Source organism: Sphingobacterium puteale, from assembly GCF_050986225.1.
Classification (GTDB): domain Bacteria; phylum Bacteroidota; class Bacteroidia; order Sphingobacteriales; family Sphingobacteriaceae; genus Sphingobacterium; species Sphingobacterium puteale.
Map to the genome: position 1 here is coordinate 3,223,583 of NZ_CP158959.1, position 21,673 is coordinate 3,245,255.

The 21,673-nt window shown below is 40.6% G+C and carries 17 protein-coding genes; 9 read left to right on the forward strand and 8 right to left on the reverse strand.

Features of this window, described 5'->3' with window-relative positions; genetic code table 11:
• The first annotated feature begins 3 nt into the window (after positions 1-3).
• From ABTV71_RS13675 to ABTV71_RS13700, 6 genes are read left to right on the forward strand one after another with little or no spacing between them, the layout of a single operon-like run.
• A complete protein-coding gene (locus tag ABTV71_RS13675; RefSeq protein WP_433903560.1) occupies positions 4-1,464 on the forward strand; it encodes a RagB/SusD family nutrient uptake outer membrane protein in 1,461 nt (486 codons plus the stop codon).
• Positions 1,465-1,511: 47 nt separating this feature from the next.
• A complete protein-coding gene (locus ABTV71_RS13680) occupies positions 1,512-2,591 on the forward strand; it encodes a redoxin domain-containing protein (protein ID WP_433903561.1) in 1,080 nt (359 codons plus the stop codon).
• A 49-nt stretch (positions 2,592-2,640) separates the two neighbouring features.
• The gene (locus ABTV71_RS13685; protein ID WP_433903562.1) at positions 2,641-3,948 is read left to right on the forward strand and encodes a TlpA family protein disulfide reductase; all 1,308 of its coding nucleotides are present in this window, start codon (positions 2,641-2,643) and stop codon (positions 3,946-3,948) included.
• Between the two features lie 25 nt (positions 3,949-3,973).
• Complete coding sequence (locus ABTV71_RS13690) at positions 3,974-5,641, forward strand: trypsin-like peptidase domain-containing protein (protein WP_433903563.1); 1,668 nt, start codon at positions 3,974-3,976, stop codon at positions 5,639-5,641.
• Positions 5,642-5,654: 13 nt separating this feature from the next.
• A complete protein-coding gene (locus tag ABTV71_RS13695; protein ID WP_433903564.1) occupies positions 5,655-7,067 on the forward strand; it encodes a redoxin domain-containing protein in 1,413 nt (470 codons plus the stop codon).
• 20 nt (positions 7,068-7,087) lie between these two features.
• Positions 7,088-8,005, forward strand: coding sequence for a TlpA family protein disulfide reductase (locus ABTV71_RS13700; protein ID WP_433903565.1), 918 nt, complete (start codon positions 7,088-7,090; stop codon positions 8,003-8,005).
• 177 nt (positions 8,006-8,182) lie between these two features.
• Here the strand turns inward: ABTV71_RS13700 and ABTV71_RS13705 are convergent, their stop codons facing one another.
• Together ABTV71_RS13705 and ABTV71_RS13710 are read right to left on the reverse strand one after the other, a co-directional pair.
• Positions 8,183-8,500: a hypothetical protein gene (locus ABTV71_RS13705; RefSeq protein ID WP_433903566.1), complete on the reverse strand. Its 318-nt coding sequence runs from the start codon at positions 8,498-8,500 to the stop codon at positions 8,183-8,185.
• A gap of 82 nt (positions 8,501-8,582) precedes the next feature.
• Complete coding sequence (locus tag ABTV71_RS13710) at positions 8,583-8,888, reverse strand: hypothetical protein (protein ID WP_433903567.1); 306 nt, start codon at positions 8,886-8,888, stop codon at positions 8,583-8,585.
• Positions 8,889-8,900: 12 nt separating this feature from the next.
• On the opposite strand from ABTV71_RS13710, the gene ABTV71_RS13715 reads away from it, so the two are divergent.
• Both ABTV71_RS13715 and ABTV71_RS13720 read left to right on the forward strand, forming a co-directional pair.
• Positions 8,901-9,872 carry a DUF6985 domain-containing protein gene (locus tag ABTV71_RS13715; protein ID WP_433903568.1) on the forward strand — a complete coding sequence of 324 codons (972 nt, stop codon included), beginning with the start codon at positions 8,901-8,903 and terminating at the stop codon, positions 9,870-9,872.
• Between the two features lie 465 nt (positions 9,873-10,337).
• Positions 10,338-10,787, forward strand: coding sequence for a GNAT family N-acetyltransferase (locus ABTV71_RS13720; protein ID WP_433903569.1), 450 nt, complete (start codon positions 10,338-10,340; stop codon positions 10,785-10,787).
• 338 nt (positions 10,788-11,125) lie between these two features.
• Here the strand turns inward: ABTV71_RS13720 and ABTV71_RS13725 are convergent, their stop codons facing one another.
• From ABTV71_RS13725 to ABTV71_RS13750, 6 genes are all read right to left on the reverse strand, one after another.
• Complete coding sequence (locus tag ABTV71_RS13725) at positions 11,126-12,247, reverse strand: TlpA family protein disulfide reductase (protein WP_433903570.1); 1,122 nt, start codon at positions 12,245-12,247, stop codon at positions 11,126-11,128.
• 1 nt (position 12,248) lies between these two features.
• Positions 12,249-13,301, reverse strand: a complete 1,053-nt coding sequence (locus tag ABTV71_RS13730) for a TlpA family protein disulfide reductase (protein WP_433903571.1) — start codon at positions 13,299-13,301, stop codon at positions 12,249-12,251.
• A gap of 81 nt (positions 13,302-13,382) precedes the next feature.
• Entirely contained in the window at positions 13,383-14,789 is a 1,407-nt protein-coding gene (locus tag ABTV71_RS13735; protein WP_343556260.1) for a RagB/SusD family nutrient uptake outer membrane protein, read from the reverse strand.
• 13 nt (positions 14,790-14,802) lie between these two features.
• Complete coding sequence (locus tag ABTV71_RS13740; RefSeq protein ID WP_433903572.1) at positions 14,803-18,459, reverse strand: SusC/RagA family TonB-linked outer membrane protein; 3,657 nt, start codon at positions 18,457-18,459, stop codon at positions 14,803-14,805.
• A gap of 119 nt (positions 18,460-18,578) precedes the next feature.
• On the reverse strand, positions 18,579-19,748 hold the full coding sequence (locus ABTV71_RS13745) for a FecR family protein (RefSeq protein ID WP_433903573.1): 1,170 nt from the start codon (positions 19,746-19,748) through the stop codon (positions 18,579-18,581).
• Positions 19,749-19,831: 83 nt separating this feature from the next.
• Positions 19,832-20,431, reverse strand: a complete 600-nt coding sequence (locus ABTV71_RS13750) for an RNA polymerase sigma factor (protein ID WP_433903574.1) — start codon at positions 20,429-20,431, stop codon at positions 19,832-19,834.
• Positions 20,432-20,775: 344 nt separating this feature from the next.
• On the opposite strand from ABTV71_RS13750, the gene ABTV71_RS13755 reads away from it, so the two are divergent.
• Positions 20,776-21,666, forward strand: coding sequence for a sce7726 family protein (locus ABTV71_RS13755; RefSeq protein WP_433903575.1), 891 nt, complete (start codon positions 20,776-20,778; stop codon positions 21,664-21,666).
• The last annotated feature ends 7 nt before the right edge of the window (positions 21,667-21,673 follow it).

Here is a 21,673-nt window from a genome sequence, read left to right on the forward strand (position 1 = left end):
ACGATGAAAATATTTAACCGTTATAGCCAAGCTTTTGCAATCATTGGAATATTGACCTTACAGATCTCCTGTAAAAAATCATTTTTAGAAATTATCCCAAAAGGGCAGCAAATAGCTACAAGCACCAAAGACTACGAACAGATTTTAAACGCTAACTATATCGTTGCATCAACAGCAGGCGTCTTCATGGGCGACGAAATAGTTGCTTTAAAACCCTTTATTGACGAATATGCGTTACGTGCGCAACGGCTATTTAGATACGCCGATAGGATCTATGAAATAGATCAAGTGCCCGATGAGCTAAATAGCGCAGATGGTTATATCCGGCGATTATACCTGTTTAACAAAGTGATTAACGAGGTGATGGATTCACAGGGGGGAAGCGAGGGGCAGAAACGTGCATTGTTGGCCGAAGCAAAAGCCGGTAGGGCCATTTGTAATTTTATGCTCCTAAGTGATTTCTCTACACCCTACCTGGAAAGTACCGCACCCGCTGAAATGGGTATCCCTAGGATCGAAAAATCAGATGTTACCCAAACAAATTTTCACCGATTGAATAAGCAGGATAGTTATGCCATGGTGGTCAAGGATCTGACCGAGGCCATTCCGGATTTGAGCAGACTTACCCACAGGCGTAAAATATCAAAACTTGCGGCCTATTTCTATTTAGCACGGGTCTACATGACGATGCAAAACTTCAATGCTGCGAAAGAACAGCTTGATCAAGCTTTTCTGGAGATCCCTAAAGCTGAGGTATCATTGCAGTTATATGATTATAATGTTGTTTTGGATCCCGAGGCCGAGGGCACTTGGTACCCCTTGCTATTTGGTGTTCTTCTAGCCGGGCAACCATTGTCTTACAACAATACACAGGTGATTTACAACATTGAGGTCTCCGCCGTCTCTTATGTCGGTGGACAGGCGAATGCCTTTGTTATGTCTCCTCAAACGGTTTCTCTTTTTGACGCATCTGATAAGAGACCAAATCTTTTTGATCCCATTGAATTTAATGGCTCTGCATCACTTCCTTTGGGTATGCGCCATCCGATTGGTTTTTTTACCCAGGTTGGCGCATCGTTACCCGACTTGTATTTGATGCGGGCCGAATGCAATGCTCGGGCCAATAACTTAGCTGAGGCACTAGCTGATTTGGAATCACTGCGGAGCAAGCGTACGGGAACTCCTAAAGTAAACAGTACGATCGCTAGCAATCAGCAGGCATTGGTACGGTTTATTTTGGATGAACGCGTACGTGAGTTTACGTACACCGGTCTTCGCTGGCTTGATATGCGCAGACTTTCTGTGGATCCGCTGTACCGTGACCATGTCAAACTGAAGCACGAAGTGCGTAACAATACAACAGGGGCAGTGGTCGAGACCCATACGCTTAAACCTGAGCGGTTTGCACTAAAATTTGGGGAACGTGTTCTGCGCGATAGTAGGGGATTAGAAGAAAATCCATAAAATAAGTATTAACGGATCAGCAAATAAGGCTGAATGATTATGATGATATGATAAATAAGAATTTTATTTTGATGGCGATTGCTGTGTTTCCGGTCATGCTGAAAGCGCAGTCAGATTACAGGGTTAAAGGGCAAGTGCCTACTGGACATTTGGCATCTTTGGCGGTTATGTCTTACCCTCCCGATGATAAAGGTGGCGAGTATCGCGCAGATACTGCAGCCATACGTCATGGTAGATTTGAGTTCGCAGGAACAATCGGGCGTCCCCAATTGGCTGAGCTTAATTTGATTAACCCAAATGCAGAAAAAAAAGCCATTGATGCTGATGAACCTGAAAACTCTATGAAAAATGTGGGTTTATTCTATTTGGACGGCGATATTTCAGTCAGATTTGATGAGTCCGGTAAAGCATCCTATTCGGGCGGAGGGAAGGAACAGCAGGCCTGGTTAGATTACGAACATATGATTTTATCCCGTCAAGAGTCCCAAGCCGAAGCAGACTTTGAATTTATGCAACAGCTAATTACTGATTTCGTAAAGTCTCATCCTGACAACTATGTGAGTGTCGACCTGATGGACATCTTTACCCAAAGCGCTATTCAACCAGAGATTGTTGCCCCCATGTACCAAGCGTTGAGCAAACGCATGCAGCATGCTGAAAAGGTTAAAGGCTGGCTCCCAGCATTGGAAAAGGCTAAAATTGCGTTATCAGGCACCCAGCAAGCACCATCTTTCTCACTAAATGATATAGATGGAAATCCAGTATCTCTCAAATCCTACCGTGGAAAATATGTGCTGGTTGACTTTTGGGCAAGCTGGTGCGCTCCCTGCCGAGAAGAGAATCCAAATTTGCTTGCTGCATATGAAAGATATAAGGGCAACAATTTTGATGTGTTGGCGATATCACTTGACACCAAAAAGGAACTCTGGCTTAAAGCTATTCAAGAAGATAAGCTCCCGTGGAAGCAGGTTTGTGACTTTAAGGCTAGCTCAAGTGAGGTCGCAAAGAAATATGAAATTAGTTCTATACCGGCCAATGTACTTGTGGATCCACAAGGATTCATTGTGGGTAAAGACTTACGTGGCGAAGCGCTGCATAAAAGACTCGCGGATTTGTTAGGCAAATAAATACTACGACGTGTACATACACAAAATAGAAACAAATTAAACAGTTATTATGAAAAAAATACTTCTGCTATTACTATTATCCTCCAAGCTTATGGCGCAACAGCCATCTAAAGTTATCGACTTTAATGAATTTATGCTAATTGAACGGGTAGAGGATCAGGAAAAACAATACAATGAAATGCTCAAGGCTCATAAGGGCAAAAGTTTACCCGATTCGTTGACCAATGATCTAAGGGCCGAATTGGCTTTTGCATGGTTAGCGAAGGGAGATGTGGAGCGTTATCAACATTACAAATCCACGTCTCCACAGTTTACTGCGCGACAATTCCTCTATCTTTGCAATGCCTTGGAGAAAATGTTTGATGAGAAGAAAGATTATCGTTCCGTAGAAAAAATTTCAGCAGCATTGCTTCAGGAATTAAAAGCAGGTACCTTAACCGACGACTTAGGTCGTATGCCAGTTATTATGGAATTAAATGCGGCTGCCAATGCCCGCTTGGGAAATATTGACATGGCCAAAGAAATGCTAAAAGCAATAAACAAAAGTGTAGAAGTAGGAAGTAGAGAGGTTCCCTACTTCAGAGATCATAAGTCAAATTTCATTAATCGAAGTGCCATCGTGATGTTATCTTGCGGACAATTTCAAGAAGCTTTTGATCTTTTGAGCAACGCCTACAAGCATGCAGATTCTAATCCATACATGGATATCACTTTTAAAGAGATCTTTCAAAAGGTGAAAGGCACAGATCAAGGTTTTGAAAATTATCTCAAAGGTTTAAAAGATGAGGCCTATCAGCATTATTATAAAGAGGTCGAAAAGTTATATATCGCAAATGCTCAGCTTCCCTTTGAGGCAACCATACCAGATCCCGATGATGCCAATGAAAAGCTGGTACTCTTTAAAGCTGACAAGCCTGTTAGGGATATTGTGCTAACTGATTTAGCGAATAGACCAGTGGCTCTGGGCAACTGTAAAGGAAAAGTTTTGGTAATAGACTTTTGGACCACGCTCTGTACGCCATGTGTGGCTGCCTTTGGTGGTTTTGAAAAAGTTGTCGCTGACTACAGTAAAGATCAAATGCAATTGTTTGTGATCAATTTATTTGAATCAGACCGTACAGTAAAGGCTTATGTGGCTCAGAAGGGGATCAAACTGGATGTGTTGCATGATGAGGAAAATCAAGCATACGATGTACAAGGGACACCCACTAAAATGGTTTTCGACACCGACGGCAATCTCCGTTTTTATAGCGCAGGCTATGCAGGTTCGACGGATCGTGAGTACTATAAGCTCAAAGCGATGGTTGAGATAACAAAAGCTGGATTGTCCACTTCATCCAAATCCTTCGGGGGATAAGGGGATGGCGAACAAAATAGTTATTATGGCTTTTGGTAAATTCCTGTTGTGTTTAGGTCTTGCTCTTTCGATTAGCATGGGGTATGGACAGATGGGCAACGATCCGAAAAGGATGGAGGGACAAATTGCTAAGTGTATTGAAAAGGCATTTTCAACAAGTGTACATATAATTGAATATGATACTTTGAATAAGACAGTTAAGGGAGGATTGAGTGAGTCTGACGGTTTTAGCGGTGTCGTTGTATCCGCTGAAGGGCATATCCTTACTGTATCACATGCGGCAGTTCCGGGTGAGGTATATCAGATACGCTTTCCTGATGGTAAACGCTATGTAGCCATCGGATTGGGGCGCATAGGTCTACAAGCGGGTGGTAAAGACCACGATTTGGCTATGTTAAAAATGACGGCACCCGGAAAATGGCCTTATGCTCAAATGGGGAATACTGCTGACCTTAGTATCGACGAACTGCTAGTTGGCATATCTTATCCGAGCTCGTTTAATAAGCTTTATCCCAATATACGTGTTGGAAAACTTACCGATTTAGATGCTTCCGATGGATTTATAACTTCTACGGTCAAAATGGAGCCTGGAGACTCCGGTGGACCACTATTTGATCTCCAAGGCCGCGTGGTCGGTATACGTAGTTTTATCAATGAAAATGAAGCAGAGAATTTTGATGTCCCTATTGAATTGTTTCGAAAATACTGGACAGCACTAAATATCGCTAAGGATTATACATCGCTGCCAAGACCAGATGTTATTCCAGTATCAAAAAAAGCGTATTCGCTCAAACCCGAGAAATTGATCGATTTCAGTGATAAGATAAAACTACCAGAAAATAATATCATTACAATCCGAAGTACTGTTGGTAACGAAAAGGTTCATTTATTGGGAACGCTGGTTTCCAAAGGTGACCGTGCGTTTATTATCAGCAAGAATGCTAGCGTAGGATCCGCACCTCAGGTGCACATGAATGGAAGAGCTATCAGTCTTCGGATCTTGCACAGAGACCGCGAAAATGATTTGATCATCATGGAATCGACTGATCCCATTGGAGAAGGAATTCCAATGGATGATGTAATTTCATCAAGTCGTTTGGAGACACCAGATTTGGGTAGGTTTTTGATTTCAGATCTCGGTGGTGGGAATAGAAAGCTAGGTGTGTTGGGAGCTGTGGCTGTCGATTTACCGCCCGATTTTAGTATCGGCTATTGTGGTGCCAGTGCCGTCTATAATGAAGGCAAAATTACTTTTTCAGAAGTTGCCGGACAAGGCACTGCAAAAACACCACTTCGAAAAGGAGATCAGGTGGTGAAAATTAACGATGTTCCGATTAAGGAAGCTGCGGATTATGATCGTGAATTTGCTAATTATCTTGCTGGGGATTCCATCCGCCTAGATCTAATTAGGGACGGAAGAGCATTTCAAGCGGGACTTTATCTTTCTGGTCAGCCTACTTTTAAGCATGTGTCGTTTGACTATCCGGGTGGGCGGAGTGCGCGTTCTGATGACTACAAACAGGTTCTTGTACAAGATGCGGCAATCAAACCCCAACAATGTGGGGGGGCGGTTTTTGATCTTGATGGAAGGTTTGTAGGCATCAATATAGCTCGGCATAGTAGGACATCAACGATTATTACCCCCATTTCAATTATAAATGAATTGTTAGAAAATTACATATCCACTTTTTAAAATTTTAAATAAAATGAAGAATACAATATTCATCCTGTTCATGCTCTTTACCATGAACGTTAGTGCACAGGAAGAAGATGTTATACATCCAAAGCTTGAAGCGCTAAAGAAAGAGAAAAATAGTGTTGCCTTACAAAAAAAGATTAAGATCCTGGAACAGGGCAGCGCAGAAGATCTAGGTTTATTGATTCAATACTATGCTAAGAATAAAAAGAAAAGCGAACTGATCAGTCAGAAACTGCTTAAGAAGTATCCAGGCAGTGACCAAGCCCGTATGGTACGGATGCAAGAATTTCTCGAACTCTCAGAGCCCACTGAAATAGCTGCTGTAGTAAGGCGATTGGAAAAGGAGTATCCTAAAATCAATCTAGATCCGGAAAGAAACTTGGTCGCATTAGCCTACGCCGAGGTTCCAGACACTGCTAATGCCATGAAGTACATTCGTACTTTAAAGGACAAAGTCTATCGCGTGTATTGTATGCAGTTAATGCTGGAGATCTTAGAAGGCATAGATTATTCCTTAGCTTTAGCGGTGGCAGATAGCGAATTGCCTGAAGTCCTCAAATATAAAGAAGAGAATAGGCCGAGTGCCGAGCTAAAGGTTGATCCACAGATGGCATATAGCAGTTTTATTAATGCTTATTCAAAACTTTTGACTAAAGCAAAGCGCTATGAAGAAGCATATAAGTACACGACAGAAGCTTATCATAGCGTGGAAGAAAAAGATTCGCAACTTGTTGAGAACTATGCATTTTTATCTAGCTTAAATGGCCAATATGAGGAGTCACTACCTATTTTAGCAGATGCGGTCAAAGGCGGTAAAAATGATCCAGCGTATATTGAACAGATTAAAAATGCCTATATGAAAATGTATCCGAACCGCAATGCAGAGGCTTATGTCGCTGAACTCAAAAAAGCATTTACTGATAAGATCAGAGCACAAGTAACCCAACTTATGGTTGACGAAGCTGCTCCACATTTTTGGGTGACAGATGTTACCGGTAAAAAGGTCTCGTTGTCTGATTTTAAAGGCAAGACAATTGTCTTGGACTTTTGGGCAACCTGGTGCGGACCTTGTGTGGCATCATTTCCTGCGATGCAATTAGCCGTAGATCGATTTGCCAATGACGAAAATGTGAAGTTCCTGTTTATTCATACCTGGGAAAATGTTGCCGATCCATTGACAGATGCGAAGAATTTTCTTGCCAAAAGAAATTATCATTTTGATCTCTATATGGATACAAAAGACCCAGTTTCCAAAATACCTCCGGCAGTCACAGCATTTGGGGTAAAAGGAATTCCAGCTAAATTTATTATTGACGGAAAAGGCTATGTTCGCTTTAAAGTTGAAGGGTTTGAAGGAACTCCGGAAGCAGCGGCAGAGGAGCTGGTACAAATGGTCGAAATGGCACGCCAGGGTAGTTAAAGAACTAATCAATAATTATTATGTTAAGATATATTTTAGGATTATTTTTGTGTTTTTCAGCTTTTAGGGGTTTTACGCAGGTAAAAGATCCTGTCTCCTGGACTGCAGTGTCCGAAAAAATTGGTCCATTGACTTTCAAGGTAAATTTAAAAGCTGTCATCAAAAAACCTTACCACATCTATCCCATGAAATCGTCAGGTGGTGGATTAGGTATGCCTACAGCTATTATTTTTGACGTGAATGATTATATTGAATTTTTGGGGGGCATTGAAGAAAAAGGTGTTGAAGCAGGAGGGAAGCGTTTAGCTTATTATCCGGATAGTGTTACCTTCAGTCAAAAAATTCGATTAAAGTCTGATAATCCCCAAATTTTAAAGTTCAAGATCAAATATATGGCTTGCAACGATCGTATGTGCTTACCGCCAGCCGGTAAAACACTAAGTTTGGTCGTTAATGGAGAAAATACGTTGGATCAGATAGATGACACGTTAAAAACGTCAGAAATAGCAGCGGCGGTCGAAAAGCCGTATCAGGACTTTGCACTTCCGGATACAGCGGGAAGGCTTATTTATGCCAAAGATATTGTCCATAACGCCACCTATACATTCATTGATTTTTGGGCGAGCTGGTGTAGCCCTTGTCGGCTACAGGGAAGGGCACTCATTCCTCTATTTGAAAAGTATCAATCAAAGGGATTTCGTGTTATTGCCGTTTCACTGGATACGGATGCAGAAAAATGGGCAAAGGCCATTCGTAACGATAAGTATATGTGGACTAATCTGAGCGATTTGAGAGGTTTTGATTCTCCATTGGCAAAGTATTACAATATTACCGCGATTCCTCGTAATTTTTTGGTCGATCAAGAGGGGAATATAATTGCACGTGATCTACACGGTGAATCATTGACAAGTAAACTCATCGAATTATTAGGAAGATAATCCAGGTTTCTATCCGTCATAATTGGCATAAATGTTAGGAATATGCAGACCGACTGTGGATACCAATAGGGGCAGGTTTCTTCGATTATAGGTCGAAAAGGACCACTTCTATAGATATCCACTTTTCTACGGATTCTGAACCAGCTTCAATCTGTTTCACTTGCGGACCATATGTATCTATATCCGTATTATGCATTTTGTTGGGCTAACCATTTTAAAATTGAACGGTTTGTTTGCTCCGGTAAATCCAGCTGATTCAAAGGCCGAAACAAATACAGGCAGTTCACTATATTCCATCAGAGGCTTGCCAATTGGTTCTACTGCTCTCGCGAGATTGATCATGAGCATGCCGGGAGCAGGTGGAGCGGGAGGGATATCCTTGCGGAATATGTTCCGCAGGAACCGGTGTACGTTTTCATTCATTATAGCATCCGCAATTCCGATGTGCTTATTGAAATGAACAAAGTAGAAGTCTTCTCCAAATAGGATTTCCATCAGTTCAGTCCATGGTTGTTCTCCGCGCTCCTGATAAGGCAGCGCTAAGTTTATTATTTTAAATACTGGCTATTTTGTTAATTCAGATGAGATTGAACAGGAAATTGGTAAAGCAGGCTTTATAAATCTTAGCCGCTTTGGATTGAAGCTTACTCAGGAAGACCTGGATCAATTTCTTGGCCAGGACCAACCTAGTTTTGAATATCAAATGTACAGCCCTTATGCCTTTTTGTACCGACCATACCGAAAAGGAATTGATCCGTCTGCTTAGCGGGGGCGATGAAAAGGCATTTACGGTGAATAGCTGATGTGTCATGCAGGGCTTTTCTTTTGCCAGCCAATAGCGAAGAATTTTATTTTTTAGTAACTTTGGGGTAGTATCATTCATATATAATAAATAATGACTGGATGGGAACTTGAAAAACCGGGAGAGTTGCTGCAAACTAGCCGTAACAGGTTAAACAAAACATTGAATGAGTTTTTAAAGCGATACCCGCTGGCTGCCGTAAGCGCGGACCATAACATTTTGCTTATCATACGTAAGTACCACCCTTCCCTAAATTGCAGTCCCGATAACGAAACTTATCAAACAGATGATTTCCGATATTGTATGGCGTATTATACCATAAACGCCTATACATATTTTGAATTGCCCACTTATGATTATCAATATGTCTCTATTCAATATGATGCTGCTATAGGGGATTTTATTATCAGGATATCCGCAAAAGGAATAACCCGGATCACTAATATCAAGGAACTGTCACAGCAGCTCAATAATTTTATCGAGCGTGATGAAGCAACAAAACGTACTATTTTTGAATCACTGGCCAACAAGGTGCCAATTGTCACCAAACCGGCTCCCATCACCCAAACCGAGATACAGTCCGCCGTTGTCGGCAGATTAACTAATACGGAGTATGATGATTGGTGGACGGCCATAGATGAGGTCGACATTCCCTTCTTCAACAATGAAAAAATGCCGGTTTCGTTTACGGATTTTAATCCAAATGAAGACCATTCTTTTATCGAGGAAGCGGATGAACTGTTACGTAACTTCTTGGCACAGGATAACAGCCACCGCCTTACGGTATCGGCATATGTGTACCAAAATTGCATGGATTTTTTGGACGCCATTGGTTACGATGATGCTGATGATGCGATGTGGAAGATGAAGCAGCCTGAAGAGGTGTGGCAGTTTGTAAAATGTACCGGTCTATATGTAAGCCGCGAGCCGTATGAAGATAAAGGTGTATATCTGCAACTGCTTTGCGATTGCGATTGGGAGCAGGAACATGGGCTGCAGCTGGTGTACAATAAACAGGGGAAGCTCGTTCGTGTAAGTGCGCAGGACGGACATATTATAGGCTAGAAAAGAATTATATTTAACTATGCATATTAATCATAATGACAAACATTCACCCTTTTGGAAACTGCTGCCGATGGTCGGTCTTGGACCTATACGTTTTCCTGATGCCCTGATCGGAGGTAGATAACTATCAGCATGAGCTGGGTTCGATTGTCGGGTAGCGGAGTGATAATTTGGATTAGCAGCTAATCAATAGCGCTATTTAATGAATGTAATCCACCTTCCGTTAAAGCGCTGAAAAATTACAAACTTTTTCCATCTTTAAGGTTTGGGGATTTATTGGTCATAGTATTTTTATTCGATTATATTGAGAAAGTTGTTTCTTCAAATATATATATTGGATCAAATCCTTGTGGTATTAATTTTTCTTTGATAATATTTTGTGAATATTAACTATCCATTTGCTGAATATAATTATATTGGCACGCTCAAAATATTTAAAAATTGAATTATTAGCCTTTTATAACCATGAAATTTAGAGAAGCAAAAATTGAAGATATTAAACAGATCCAGATCGTTAGAAATTCTGTCAAAGAAAATACGCTTTCCGATCCAGCACTGGTAAGTGATAAAGACTGCGAAGAATTTTTATTTGAGCGGGGAAAGGGCTGGGTTTGTGAGATAGCTGACCAAATTGTAGGTTTTGCGATTGCAGATTTAAAAGAAGATAATATCTGGGCACTTTTCTTAGCACCGGAATTTGAAGGACAAGGAATAGGCCGCAAGCTCCATCAAATGATGCTTGACTGGTATTTTTCTACAGGAAAGCAATTTGTATGGCTGGGCACAGCTCCCAATTCAAGAGCAGAAGGGTTTTATCTGAAATCAGGTTGGGTGAGAAACGGAATGCACGGCAGTAAAGAGGTTAAGTTTGAAATGACAAAAAGCACTTGGGAAAATATTAGGCAGGAGGCTTAGGCAATTGGAAATGTCGGGAAGGAATATTTTGTTTGAAGTTTTGATCCTCAGATCAAGTAGTAGCTATTACAGTTGTTTTGAGCTCTGCTTTTGCATTGAAACGCTAGGGCCTTCAATTCGTTTGGGCCTCGTTCTTATTATGACCGTACGAATGTAAGGCCAATTTATCGGATAAGGTTTCCAAATGATGAGGAGTGACCGTAACTCTCGATGCTATTTGTTTTCCAATAAGTGAAGACGAAGCGCAACCACAGATCAAATGTTGATCTGTGGTTGTTTTAAAATTCTGACTAATTTGTAATCACAATTATCAGTTTAACCAACAGTATCTTATGATATTATCGAGATTTCGCGGCTTTCCTTTGGTATTCTTCCGCTTTTTTTCTATTGTTGTCAATCGCCTCTTCTGAGATTAATTCTGGTTTTTCCTTACGAGCTTCTATAAGAAGATTAAGCATTTTTAACTGGTTTTTGTATGCCTGGTCGAATTGGCCAAGTCTACTTTGCAAGGTTGCCAGACAATCTAGATTATAGGTGTTTTTTTCTTCGGATTTATCAATGATGTCTGCCGCAAATGCATCGATTTTGGTTGAAATATTCTCTTGGCTTGCAATAAATGACGCTAGTGCAGCTGCGTCCTTTTTATCTATTTTCTGTGTATTCTTTAAATAATTTAGTACATCTTTGTCTTTATAAAATGCAAGGAGAATCTGGAGTTTACGCTGCTTGTAGACGTAAGAGGACTTGGGTGCTTGTGAAGCGAACTTGTCCGTAAGCGCAATTGCCTCCTGGTAGTTTTTGGAGCTTATCGCGTTTTCAATCGCAATCATGTTATCCTTAAAGCTGTTCGATTCGTTTCTTTGTGCAATAAACTTCTTTTCATACTCTTTTTTCTGTTCCAGCAGATCATATGAGCCGTCTTTTATCTGTTCCAAAACTTTATCCAAAAACATGGGATGACCTATCCAATATATTTTTTTGTCTTTTACTACGATAGTTGCTGGAATCCCTTTTATCCCGGCTGCGCGCAGCCATCGCTTATCCATATTTTTTTCATCGTCATCAGCGACAACATTAAATTTCATTTTGTCACCCATCTTTTCCACAAACTCTGCTACTTTGGGAATAGCAACGGAGTATGGCTGATCGCCTGTCCGTTCCATCACATTGATAGCTATTACGTTCACAGCGTCATTGTACTGTTCGGAGAGTTCGGAGAGATGCGGCATTGCAGCAATGCAAGGTACGCACCACGTTGCCCAAAATTCCAATACGGTAATTTTATCATCTGACAGGCTTACATTTTCCCCTTTTAGAACTTTAGAATAAAAGAGATTGGGAGCCGGATCTCCAATACTAAGACTGATTTTACTGCTCTGGGCATACACTGGTGTTTTAAGTAGGATAAGTATAATTAATATTAATGATCCACCTAATGGAATTCTTTTTTTTGTTTTCATATTAAAGACTAATAGCATCAATCATCATTTTTATTTCTTCCTGTATAAATTGAGTCCCACCATTGGTACCGGACAATTTAAAACGAACAAGACCATCCTTGTCGATGATAAATTTTGTCGGTAACGCTGCAACTTTGAAGGACTCCAGCGCAGCATAGCGTTTACTTATCTCATCCTTCTTATCCATGAGAACACGAAATGTATATTTGTTGTCATCCATTATCTTATTCACTTTAGGCTTGGGATCTTCTGTTCCTCTTTCTGCCGTATTGATAAAGAAAAACTTGATATTCGGATTATCTTTATAATTGTTCAGTGTTGCCTGCATGCCAGGAAAAGACTCAAGGCAGGGTTTACACCAGGTAGCCCAGAAGTCCAGTATAACAGTTTTCCCTTTAAGTGATGCCAGTGAAACAGTGTTGCCGTCCATATCGCTGAGAGTTATGTCAGGAGCATTTTCGGAGATCATGCTACCTTTAAGAATGTTTCTGTAGCTGCCGAGTAAACTTTGTAGAAAGGCATTCAAACATTCATCATTAGTCTCCTTTTGCAGCATAAGTTTTTCGCAGAGAACAGGAATAAGATAATGGATATAGGCGCTATTCTCAATTCTGGCAAAAGTTTCTGTGGCCAGAGCGCAATCCCTGTTTTCAATTGCTTCTTGGATGAGCATGCCGTTGAAACTTGAAAAGTCACGTCCAGGAAAGTCCTTTATTATCTGATGATGAAATTTGATCTTTTCCTGATAAGAATTTAGCGAGTCGAATTTTTCAACTGCCTTGCTATAGGCGAAATCTCCTTGCGGAAATCTGGCGACGGCTATTTGCTTTAAAGAATCGGCTGTCTGCTGTAGATTCTTGTAGGTATAATAATTGACAGCGACAATCAGGCCTGACTCTTCTTTGCTATCCGTGTAATTTTTTAAAGCAGATCTAAGTTTGATGTCGTCTTTTTCTTCAAAAAGGGCTTTCAGCTGATTTTGTATTGCGTTCTGTTGTGTGTAGCCATACTCATAAAAAAACAAAAAAAGCAGGCCGATTAATATATTTTTCATATCGTTATTATCCGTTTAAAATGAGGCAACTGCTAATGTTTAGCAGTCAGCTTCTTAAGAAATTATTATGTCTCCGTAATGTTAAGGATTATTTTCCATGCCGGGATTTCTGGAAATCACAGCGGGTGGAAATCTAAGGGTAAGCCTTTCTAAAGGCAATTTGATCGTTTCGATAGCTTTTCCTTCTTTAGCGCCATAAATAGTATGTTCGTACACTTTATCTTTAAAAAGTGGATCATTTGATAGACGGCGTATATCAAACCATCGCAGCCCATAAAGAGCAAACTCCCGAACTCTTTCCTCAACTATAAACTTGATGAGGTTGTTTTGGTCCATGGAAGGAATTTTCGCTTCATCTGCGGGCATCCTTTTTTCCCTAAATGCTGTTAGAATACTCTTCGCAGCATCGATATTTCCCATCCTTGCTTCACATTCTGCCTGCATCAATTCGACATCTGGCAGATAAACACCTTGTGGCGCTTGAGAACCGAATGGTCCAATACGCCTGCTGAGACTCTCTACTGGAAAAATCGAGTTGCCCAAATAAGGCATCCTGCTAAAAGATTTGAGACGCTGATCATTCTTACTGAACAACATGTAAACCCATGGCGCCAGCAATATATTATTGGAGTTGGTTGCTACCAGTGCATTTGTTGTTCTGACAAGTAGATTCTGACGATTTTCCAATCCAGATGTTACCGTCCATGTTCCGGAAGCATACGTTTGATTATAGTTGTAAATATAGCTTTCAAAACTAGTCGGCATATGTGATTTTGCCTGTTTAATAAGGGTTAATGCCTGGTCATAATTACCCATAAACCAATAAATCTTGGCCAATGTAAGCTCGGCTGCGGATTTGCACATCCGAAGTCTATTGGGAACATTGACAGGAATTAGGGGAATAGACTCTTTAAGATCACTTATCATATTATCGTACACCTGTTGTACGGTCGCTCTGGTAAAACTATTCTGTGCGACATCTGCTTCCGTAACTAGCGGAATTCCAGGATCTGTAGATGCTGAGCTGGCCTGATAAGGTTTTCCGTAATAATTGATCAAGTAGAGGTTTAAAAATGCACGGGATGCTTTCGCTTCGGCCTGAATCGCGCGCTTGCTTTCTTCTGTGCCACCTTCACTATTCATTACTTCATTAATAATCTTGTTATAGAGATAGATATTGCGAATAGGAATAATTAATTCGTCTGCAGCCTCTTCTTGTTCATAGATATTTCCTTGATATCGGAATAAACGTTGAGAACGATTTACTGATGCATTAAAATAAGAGTCAAGTACAGTTGCATCATCACCCAATATCAGCGCGGGTGCGTCGAATCCTACCGATAGAGAATTATAGAGCATATTTTCATAATCAGTCGTTTTACTGGCGATTAAGCTCCCTTTAGGTTGAACTTCCAAAAAGCTCTTGCCGCAAGATAAAATACTTAAGGAGAGTGCTATTAAGAAAATATAGTTGATATGTTTTTTCATAATGAGATACTAATTAAAATGATACATTTACACCGAATGAAAGACTATTCTGCCCGGTTCTGAGCGTTCTGATACCTCCATTATTGTTAAAACCTTGAAATTCTGGATCAATGCCATATTTGTTTGCTTTCCATACCATGATATTTCCCATCTGTCCGAACACACGTAATTCATTACAGTGAATGCGGTCCAAGATCGCTTTGGGCAATCGATAGCTCAAAGTCAAGTCTCTTATTTTGATAAATGAGGCATTGATCACGTTGTTATTTCCCAAAATGTAATAGTAAACACTACGTCTACTGGTGGACACATTTTCGTTTGGTACGAAAGAAGGTATATCTGTTTTCAACTCATCTCCAGCAACCTTCCAGCGGTCTGCAAAATCTTTATGGAAATTGCTGTAACTTGCGTTCACTCCTGAATACTTTTGATTGACATCCCGTCGCGTTACGTGCCCCGCATTAAAGATCATATTTACCTGTAGATCAATTGATTTATAACGAAACATGTTGCTGAATCCACCGGACCATTTTGGCTGACTTGTTCCCGTAAAGATGATATCCTCCGCACGCGTCACATAAGGTGCCGTTACCAGCGTTCCGTCGGAAAGCTTTACCTGCGGATCGCCCATGTTATTTAGACCGGCGTAGTCGTAGGCAAACATCGCGTAGGCGGCATAGCCCTGTAGATTTTGTTCCGTTATTTTTGCGTTTCCAGTAGTCACGCTACTTTGATTATAAGACTTTGTGATCTTATTTTTATTGAAGGCAGCGTTTATCAATGTCCTCCAGCTGAAGTCTCTAGATTTTACGTTTATGGTTGTTAATGAAAGTTCCAAACCCCGATTTGTAAGTTCTCCGGTATTGCCAAGAACAGTTGGTGATATAGCTATAGCAAAAGGATTGACCACCATTTGGTCTAATAAACCTTCGGTTTTTTTCCAGTATACATCAAAAGTACCCGTAATGCGATTATTGACTAATCGAAAATCCATTCCGATATTTTTTGTCTTGGTCAGTTCCCAGGTTAATGATCGGTTTGCGGGGCTATTTATTCTATAGATCACACCCCCTGGTACTGAATAACCGTTTGGGGATACTGCTAGTAAAATATCATTTGACGAAGCAGTTCCGGCAGCTGGCGAAATTCCAGTCAGGCCATAAGTCGCCCGAAGCCTCAGTTCATTCACCCAGTTAAGTTCTTTCATCCAGCTTTCTTTGCTCATGTTCCACAGGGCCCCAATGCTGTAAACAGGTTTATTCTGCGCAGATTTATCCTTTCCAAAAAGATTGGACTGGTCGATGCGCCAGCTGGCATTTACCCCGTATTTTTCCCGAAAACTGTAAGCGAAGTTGGCGTAATAAGAAATAAGCCTGGAGTCAAGCCTTTGGGCACGGTAAGTGTCCGGGTAATAGTACCCGTAACCGCCCGTCGAGGGATAGAGTGTTCCCGCAAGATATGCCGCAGACAAGGTTTTGTAATCTACAGGCTGCACCGTATAGGTTTCATCGTTAAAACCCCTGGTCAGGTTGTAGGTATTGTCTGTACGCATAGATTGCACCTCATTCCCTGCAAGTAAAGTCAATTGGTGCATTTTGTCATTCCAATCTTTGTCGTAAACGAACTGGTTTCTAATGGTCCAGTCTTCACGGGCACTGTTGTCCACAGTTAATCTTCCACCCGTCTCTGGCATGTAATAAATGGGTAGACCAGTACTCGGATTGATTACAGTGTAGCTAAGTACCTCGCGGCGGACATCGAAAGCTTGCTGCCCTTCAAATTGTCTAGAATCATTTTTTGCTTTTGTATAGCTATATGTACCTTCGTAACGAAGTCCCTTATAAAGGTTGACACGGAGACCAGCATTAAGTCTTACTGCCAGACCGTTTGAGTTGGTATAACCATAATTTGACTCGTCTAGCGGCATGTAATGCATATCAATTTTTCCACTATTTTCCAGCATCTGCCTTCGCTCGGCGGTCAGATAGCGCCAGGAAAGATCAAGATTATTCCCGGTTTCATCCTGAAAGAGCTGATAGGGGTTAAATTTGGAATCAAAGGTTGGATATGGTTTGTTGCGGCCAACAGTGTTGGTTATATCGGTGACCAAGTATAGGTTAATATGGGGGTTGAACCTAAAATCCTGTCTGATGTTTAATTTGTAGGTATCGGTTGAGTTATTCGGTCTGTTCGCGCTGTTTTTATTTCCTGTATAATTAAAAGAGCCATAAAAAGAATATTTATCCGTACCACCGCTCGCAGCGAGCGAATGATTGGTGATAATATTATTGCGGTAGAAAAGTTCAGAAATCTGCTTTGTATTACTTATTTGCCCCATACTATCCAGTTTAGCGTCTACCTGTGGCTGTGTCAAAAGACCACGGCTTAAATCATATAATGCCTGTTCATGCGGCGCTACGATAGGGGATGTACCACCATTGATTGTTGCCCAGGGAACAATATTGGCATCAAATATTTCTCTAGCCTCCCGTATATAACTTTTACTATCCAGTACAGGAAAATAATCCAGCTCTGGCCGGGATTGAATCCGGACAAAGGAATTATAGTCAATCTTCAATTTGCTCGCACCTTTCTTGCCAGCTTTGGTCGTGATGACAACAACGCCATTGGCCGCTCGCGCACCCCATATCGATGAAGCGGTTGCATCTTTTAGCACGTTTACGTCGAGCACATCATTGGGATTGATCAATTCGATGTCTTCATAGGGCACACCGTCCACGACAAACAGGGGAGATCTACTCGTGGTGGATACGCCATAGCCGCCAATGTTTACCGTGCTACCTACAGTACTTAATCCCCGGATCTGAAAAGGATCTGCTCCGGGCGCATTATTTACGGTAAGCCCCGGTATCAAGCCATCAAGCCGCTGGATCACGTTCATGGATCCTACACGATCGTTATAGATCTCCATGTCAGGTTTTGCGACCGAACCGGCGCTTCTTGCCCGATCGAGACTTTGATATCCTGTATTGACTGAAACATTTACTTCCTCGAGGCTGTTAATGAGTGGATTTAGCTGTACAATAAGCTGATTTCCCATTAACATTCTTCCTGTGACGGTAATCTGCTTACTTTTGTACCCCATAAAAGTAAACACGATCACATCCCCCTCATAAGCCTGTATGGAAAAACTTCCGTCCCGTTTGGTTGCATAAGATTCAGGTCTATTGGTCAATATAAGGCTGGCTCCGGACAACGGAGCTCCAACAGAATCAAGTACTGTTCCGGAGAGGTTTTTATCCTGTACCTTTGGGCTGTCATTCTGGATTTTTGGTGTTTCCACATTTGGTCTTTCGGATAGGAATATCGTCTTGTTTCCAAGCCTATAACCTATGGATTGCTGTTCAAAGATCTGTTTGAGCAGTTGCTCCAGCGGCATGTTCTTCGCTGATAAGGTTACAGGTTTTGTTTTTTCTAAGAGCTTTAGATTGCCAAATACAGCATAACCAGTCTGCTTTTTAATAGCAGAAAACACCTCTTTCATCGGCATATTCCTCGCATTCAAGGAAATTTGCTGGCCGAACGCCGAGGAAATGCTCAGTATGAGAGCAGGGGTAAGTACAATCCGTTTTATGAGCGATTTGGTCCGCTTATTCTCAAGCCAGTAAGTTAGGTTAAGATGATTACCTTTTCTAAGATAATTTTGCATATTTTTGATAATAATTAGGTCAGTAAAAATGTGTGTGCATTCTTATTTACGCCTATTTGTTGCCGGAAATGTTAGCGCATTTCCGGCTTTTCGGACGTATATGATTTAGAGTTAGTTATCTATTGTTCGACTGTTATTAACCTCCTTTCTCTGTTTAATTTGAGCTTGACGCCTGATTCCTGTAGTGCGCGTATTATATCTTCCAAACTTTCATTACGGCTGATTTCTCCAAAAAAGTCAATTCTTTGAACAGGTCCTTTATAGTCAACTTTGATATCATACCAACGCTCTATCTGCCGCATGATTTCTGTTAGGGTGGCGCCTTCAAAGTTAAAAAGACCATTTTTCCAGGCTATAGCTTGTTCAGGATCAATATTTCTGACGATGGATATATTCCTTTTCGTTCTGTCAACCTGCGCCTGCGCGCCCGGTAGCAAGGCTAAGGATCTACCGTCCAAATGTACATTGACACGTCCTTCAAGAAGTGTCGTCTTCCAGGTGTTTTCATTAGCGTATGTATTTAAGTTGAATTTGGTCCCGGTTACTTCAATCTTTAAGCCATTAGGAGCCTCCACGATAAAAGGTTTATTCTTATTTTTCATGACTTCAAAATAAACCTCGCCATGGATCATTACATTCCGGGTATTGCCATGAAAACTTGAAGGGAAGCTAATGGAACTATTGGCGTTTAGCCATACCTTAGTACCATCTGCCAAAGTCATCTGATAGTGCCGTCCCGAAGTTGTAGCAACAGTATTGGGTACATTGAAGTTTCCCGACTCTCTGAAAGAAAGCTGTCCATTGGATACCTCAGCCACAGCGCCATTTTCAAGCTTTATTAAACCATTTTGAATTGTGTCCAACAAGACCCTTTTACCATCTGAAAGTGTTAAAAGAGCACCTTTGGTGGCTGGCTCAATCTTGGTATTAGGCTTTTCTACATACCTGATTACTTGTTTATTATTTAGGTATATTGTAATGCATGTAGCTATCAAGAGGATGCATGCTGCTACCCATCCTATCAGTTGCGGGCGTAACTTTCTTATGGCCGCCTTAGGAGCTATTATGGTATGATCATCAAATTTTTCCCAGGCAAGCTCGGTATTAAATTTTTGATAGATAGCTAGATCTTTAGAAAGATTTGCCTGATTTTTGGTTCTTTCAGCAATGATTCTATTATATGGATTTTGTTCTATCCATCTATCCAATTCCCGCCGCTGTTCGCTGGTTAGTTTATCTTGAAGATCAAGCCAAATAAGATGCGCTATATAATCAGGTAAATGTTCCATTGCCGTCTTTTTTTAAGTAAGACGTAACAATGCAGAAAACAACCAAAAGAAATTTATATTTTTTTGACCAGGCGAAGATTGGATCAATGTAAATGTATACTGCGATTAGCTAAATGGATCAGGACAATGCATAACAGGTTTGGATCTATCTTTAACTTGAGTAAATCAATAGCTCTTGTTTTTTGATTTCTGACAGACTGTACCGATAATTTGAGCCGTTCGGCTATCTGTTGTGTGGTCTGTCCTTCAATAAATAACATTTTAAAGATCAAGCGGCATTGGGGGGGCAAGAGTTCTATTTGTTCGTACACTTTTGCCAATAACTGGGCATAAACTTCCTCAGCTTCCAGCACTTCGTTTATATTAAGTTCTTCCTTTTCGTCGGTACCTTCCAAAAATAGTTGCTTTTTTTCCTTCCTTAGCTGATCAATTCCCGCGTTTTTCACTGTTGTATACAGGAAGCTCGATATATTATTAATTTCCTTGAGATGATCTTTTTTCTGCCATATTTTGGTAAATACATCCATGACGAGATCTTCAGCTTCAGTCGGGCTTCCTAATATTTTACTGGCAAAAAAACAAAGGGGAGGATAATAGGTTGAAAAAACATGTTTGAAAGTCTCCTTATCACCATTGGAAAATTTAATAGTCAAATTTTCATCCCCATAATTAGTGTCATCCATCACTTTGTCGAATATAAATTTTAAAAATCAATTATGGGTTGTCTTTTTGTTACTGTGTTTTTTATAGGTTCTTTGCAATTTATGCAGAATGTTCTTTATAAAGACAAATTTAATATCCCAAAGAGAAAAAACAAATTTATTTTTTTGATGTAAGAAAAATGACTGAACAAAACAGCGCTATTTAAAATCGGTTATTTCTTTGGATTAAATTGAATCAAGACATCTCATCGAGCATTTAATTCATATCAAAATGATGTTGAGAAATTTTGGCTTATATTTGATTTAACAGATGAATCACCACATATCATTTTCGTTAAGTCGCGATAAGTTTTTAAATTTGCTATATGCAATCGGATCTCACATACGACAAAGCGAACTTGCGAGAATTGGCTTCTTTGGTGTCCCATGCGTCATTCAAGAAGCTTTCAAGCAGTACCAATCAGTCTTCTTATATCAGGAAGATGAAGAAGTATGTAGGGTGGAATGAGATGGCTGACGATAAACCCACCCAATTAGGAGATCTGATCGCACATTCTTATCGGATACTCGAACAAAATTATAGGCACGAATATATCTACAAGAATAAGTTGCTCAATGAGTATGTCTTGAAAAACTATTCCTTAGATGACACAATTCTACTCAATGAGTTTCGTGTTGGTCAGTCCATTGCTGATACGGTGCTTGTCAACGGAACAAATAAGGTTTTTGAAATAAAGACCGAGCTGGATTCCCCCGAACGCTTAGAAAGCCAGTTGAACGATTATTACCGAGCTTTTACCGAGGTTTATCTATTTACGCACGTTTCCTTGCTAAACAAATATCTTCGGATACTTCCTGCTTACGTAGGCGTATTGATTTATACAGAAGAGGGAGAGGTTTCTGAATATCGTGCTGCTGTCAAATACACAGCTTCTCTTGATGCCAGCTATATGATGTCGTCCTTGCGAAAACCTGAATATAGCCGGCTTATAAAAGAACTGGTAGGGTTTTTACCTGACGTAACACCAGTATTTTATTATCGGGCATGTCTGGAAATATTAGCGGAGCTACCAGTTGAAGAAGTCCAAGCAATGTATTGCCATATCCTAAAAAGTCGTATTGATCTACAAACCAATTTATACTTGACTCTTGGCGATGTACCTTCATTTGTAAACTTCTCTTTTTATCAGGCGAAATACAATAAAAAGTCGTATCTTACTATGATTAATAATCTAAGTAAGAACCTATTATTATAAAGCGCTT

Coding starts and splice junctions, on each gene's coding strand:
- ABTV71_RS13700 (WP_433903565.1), top strand. CDS start 7,088: ATGTTAAGATATATTTTAGGATTATTTTTGTGTTTTTCAGCTTTTAGG.
- ABTV71_RS13745 (WP_433903573.1), bottom strand. CDS start 19,748: ATGGAACATTTACCTGATTATATAGCGCATCTTATTTGGCTTGATCTT.
- ABTV71_RS13695 (WP_433903564.1), top strand. CDS start 5,655: ATGAAGAATACAATATTCATCCTGTTCATGCTCTTTACCATGAACGTT.
- ABTV71_RS13740 (WP_433903572.1), bottom strand. CDS start 18,459: ATGCAAAATTATCTTAGAAAAGGTAATCATCTTAACCTAACTTACTGG.
- ABTV71_RS13715 (WP_433903568.1), top strand. CDS start 8,901: ATGACTGGATGGGAACTTGAAAAACCGGGAGAGTTGCTGCAAACTAGC.
- ABTV71_RS13720 (WP_433903569.1), top strand. CDS start 10,338: ATGAAATTTAGAGAAGCAAAAATTGAAGATATTAAACAGATCCAGATC.
- ABTV71_RS13705 (WP_433903566.1), bottom strand. CDS start 8,500: ATGGAAATCCTATTTGGAGAAGACTTCTACTTTGTTCATTTCAATAAG.
- ABTV71_RS13730 (WP_433903571.1), bottom strand. CDS start 13,301: ATGAAAAATATATTAATCGGCCTGCTTTTTTTGTTTTTTTATGAGTAT.
- ABTV71_RS13690 (WP_433903563.1), top strand. CDS start 3,974: ATGGCTTTTGGTAAATTCCTGTTGTGTTTAGGTCTTGCTCTTTCGATT.
- ABTV71_RS13685 (WP_433903562.1), top strand. CDS start 2,641: ATGAAAAAAATACTTCTGCTATTACTATTATCCTCCAAGCTTATGGCG.
- ABTV71_RS13680 (WP_433903561.1), top strand. CDS start 1,512: ATGATAAATAAGAATTTTATTTTGATGGCGATTGCTGTGTTTCCGGTC.
- ABTV71_RS13725 (WP_433903570.1), bottom strand. CDS start 12,247: ATGAAAACAAAAAAAAGAATTCCATTAGGTGGATCATTAATATTAATT.
- ABTV71_RS13750 (WP_433903574.1), bottom strand. CDS start 20,431: ATGGATGACACTAATTATGGGGATGAAAATTTGACTATTAAATTTTCC.
- ABTV71_RS13710 (WP_433903567.1), bottom strand. CDS start 8,888: ATGAATGATACTACCCCAAAGTTACTAAAAAATAAAATTCTTCGCTAT.
- ABTV71_RS13735 (WP_343556260.1), bottom strand. CDS start 14,789: ATGAAAAAACATATCAACTATATTTTCTTAATAGCACTCTCCTTAAGT.
- ABTV71_RS13675 (WP_433903560.1), top strand. CDS start 4: ATGAAAATATTTAACCGTTATAGCCAAGCTTTTGCAATCATTGGAATA.
- ABTV71_RS13755 (WP_433903575.1), top strand. CDS start 20,776: ATGCAATCGGATCTCACATACGACAAAGCGAACTTGCGAGAATTGGCT.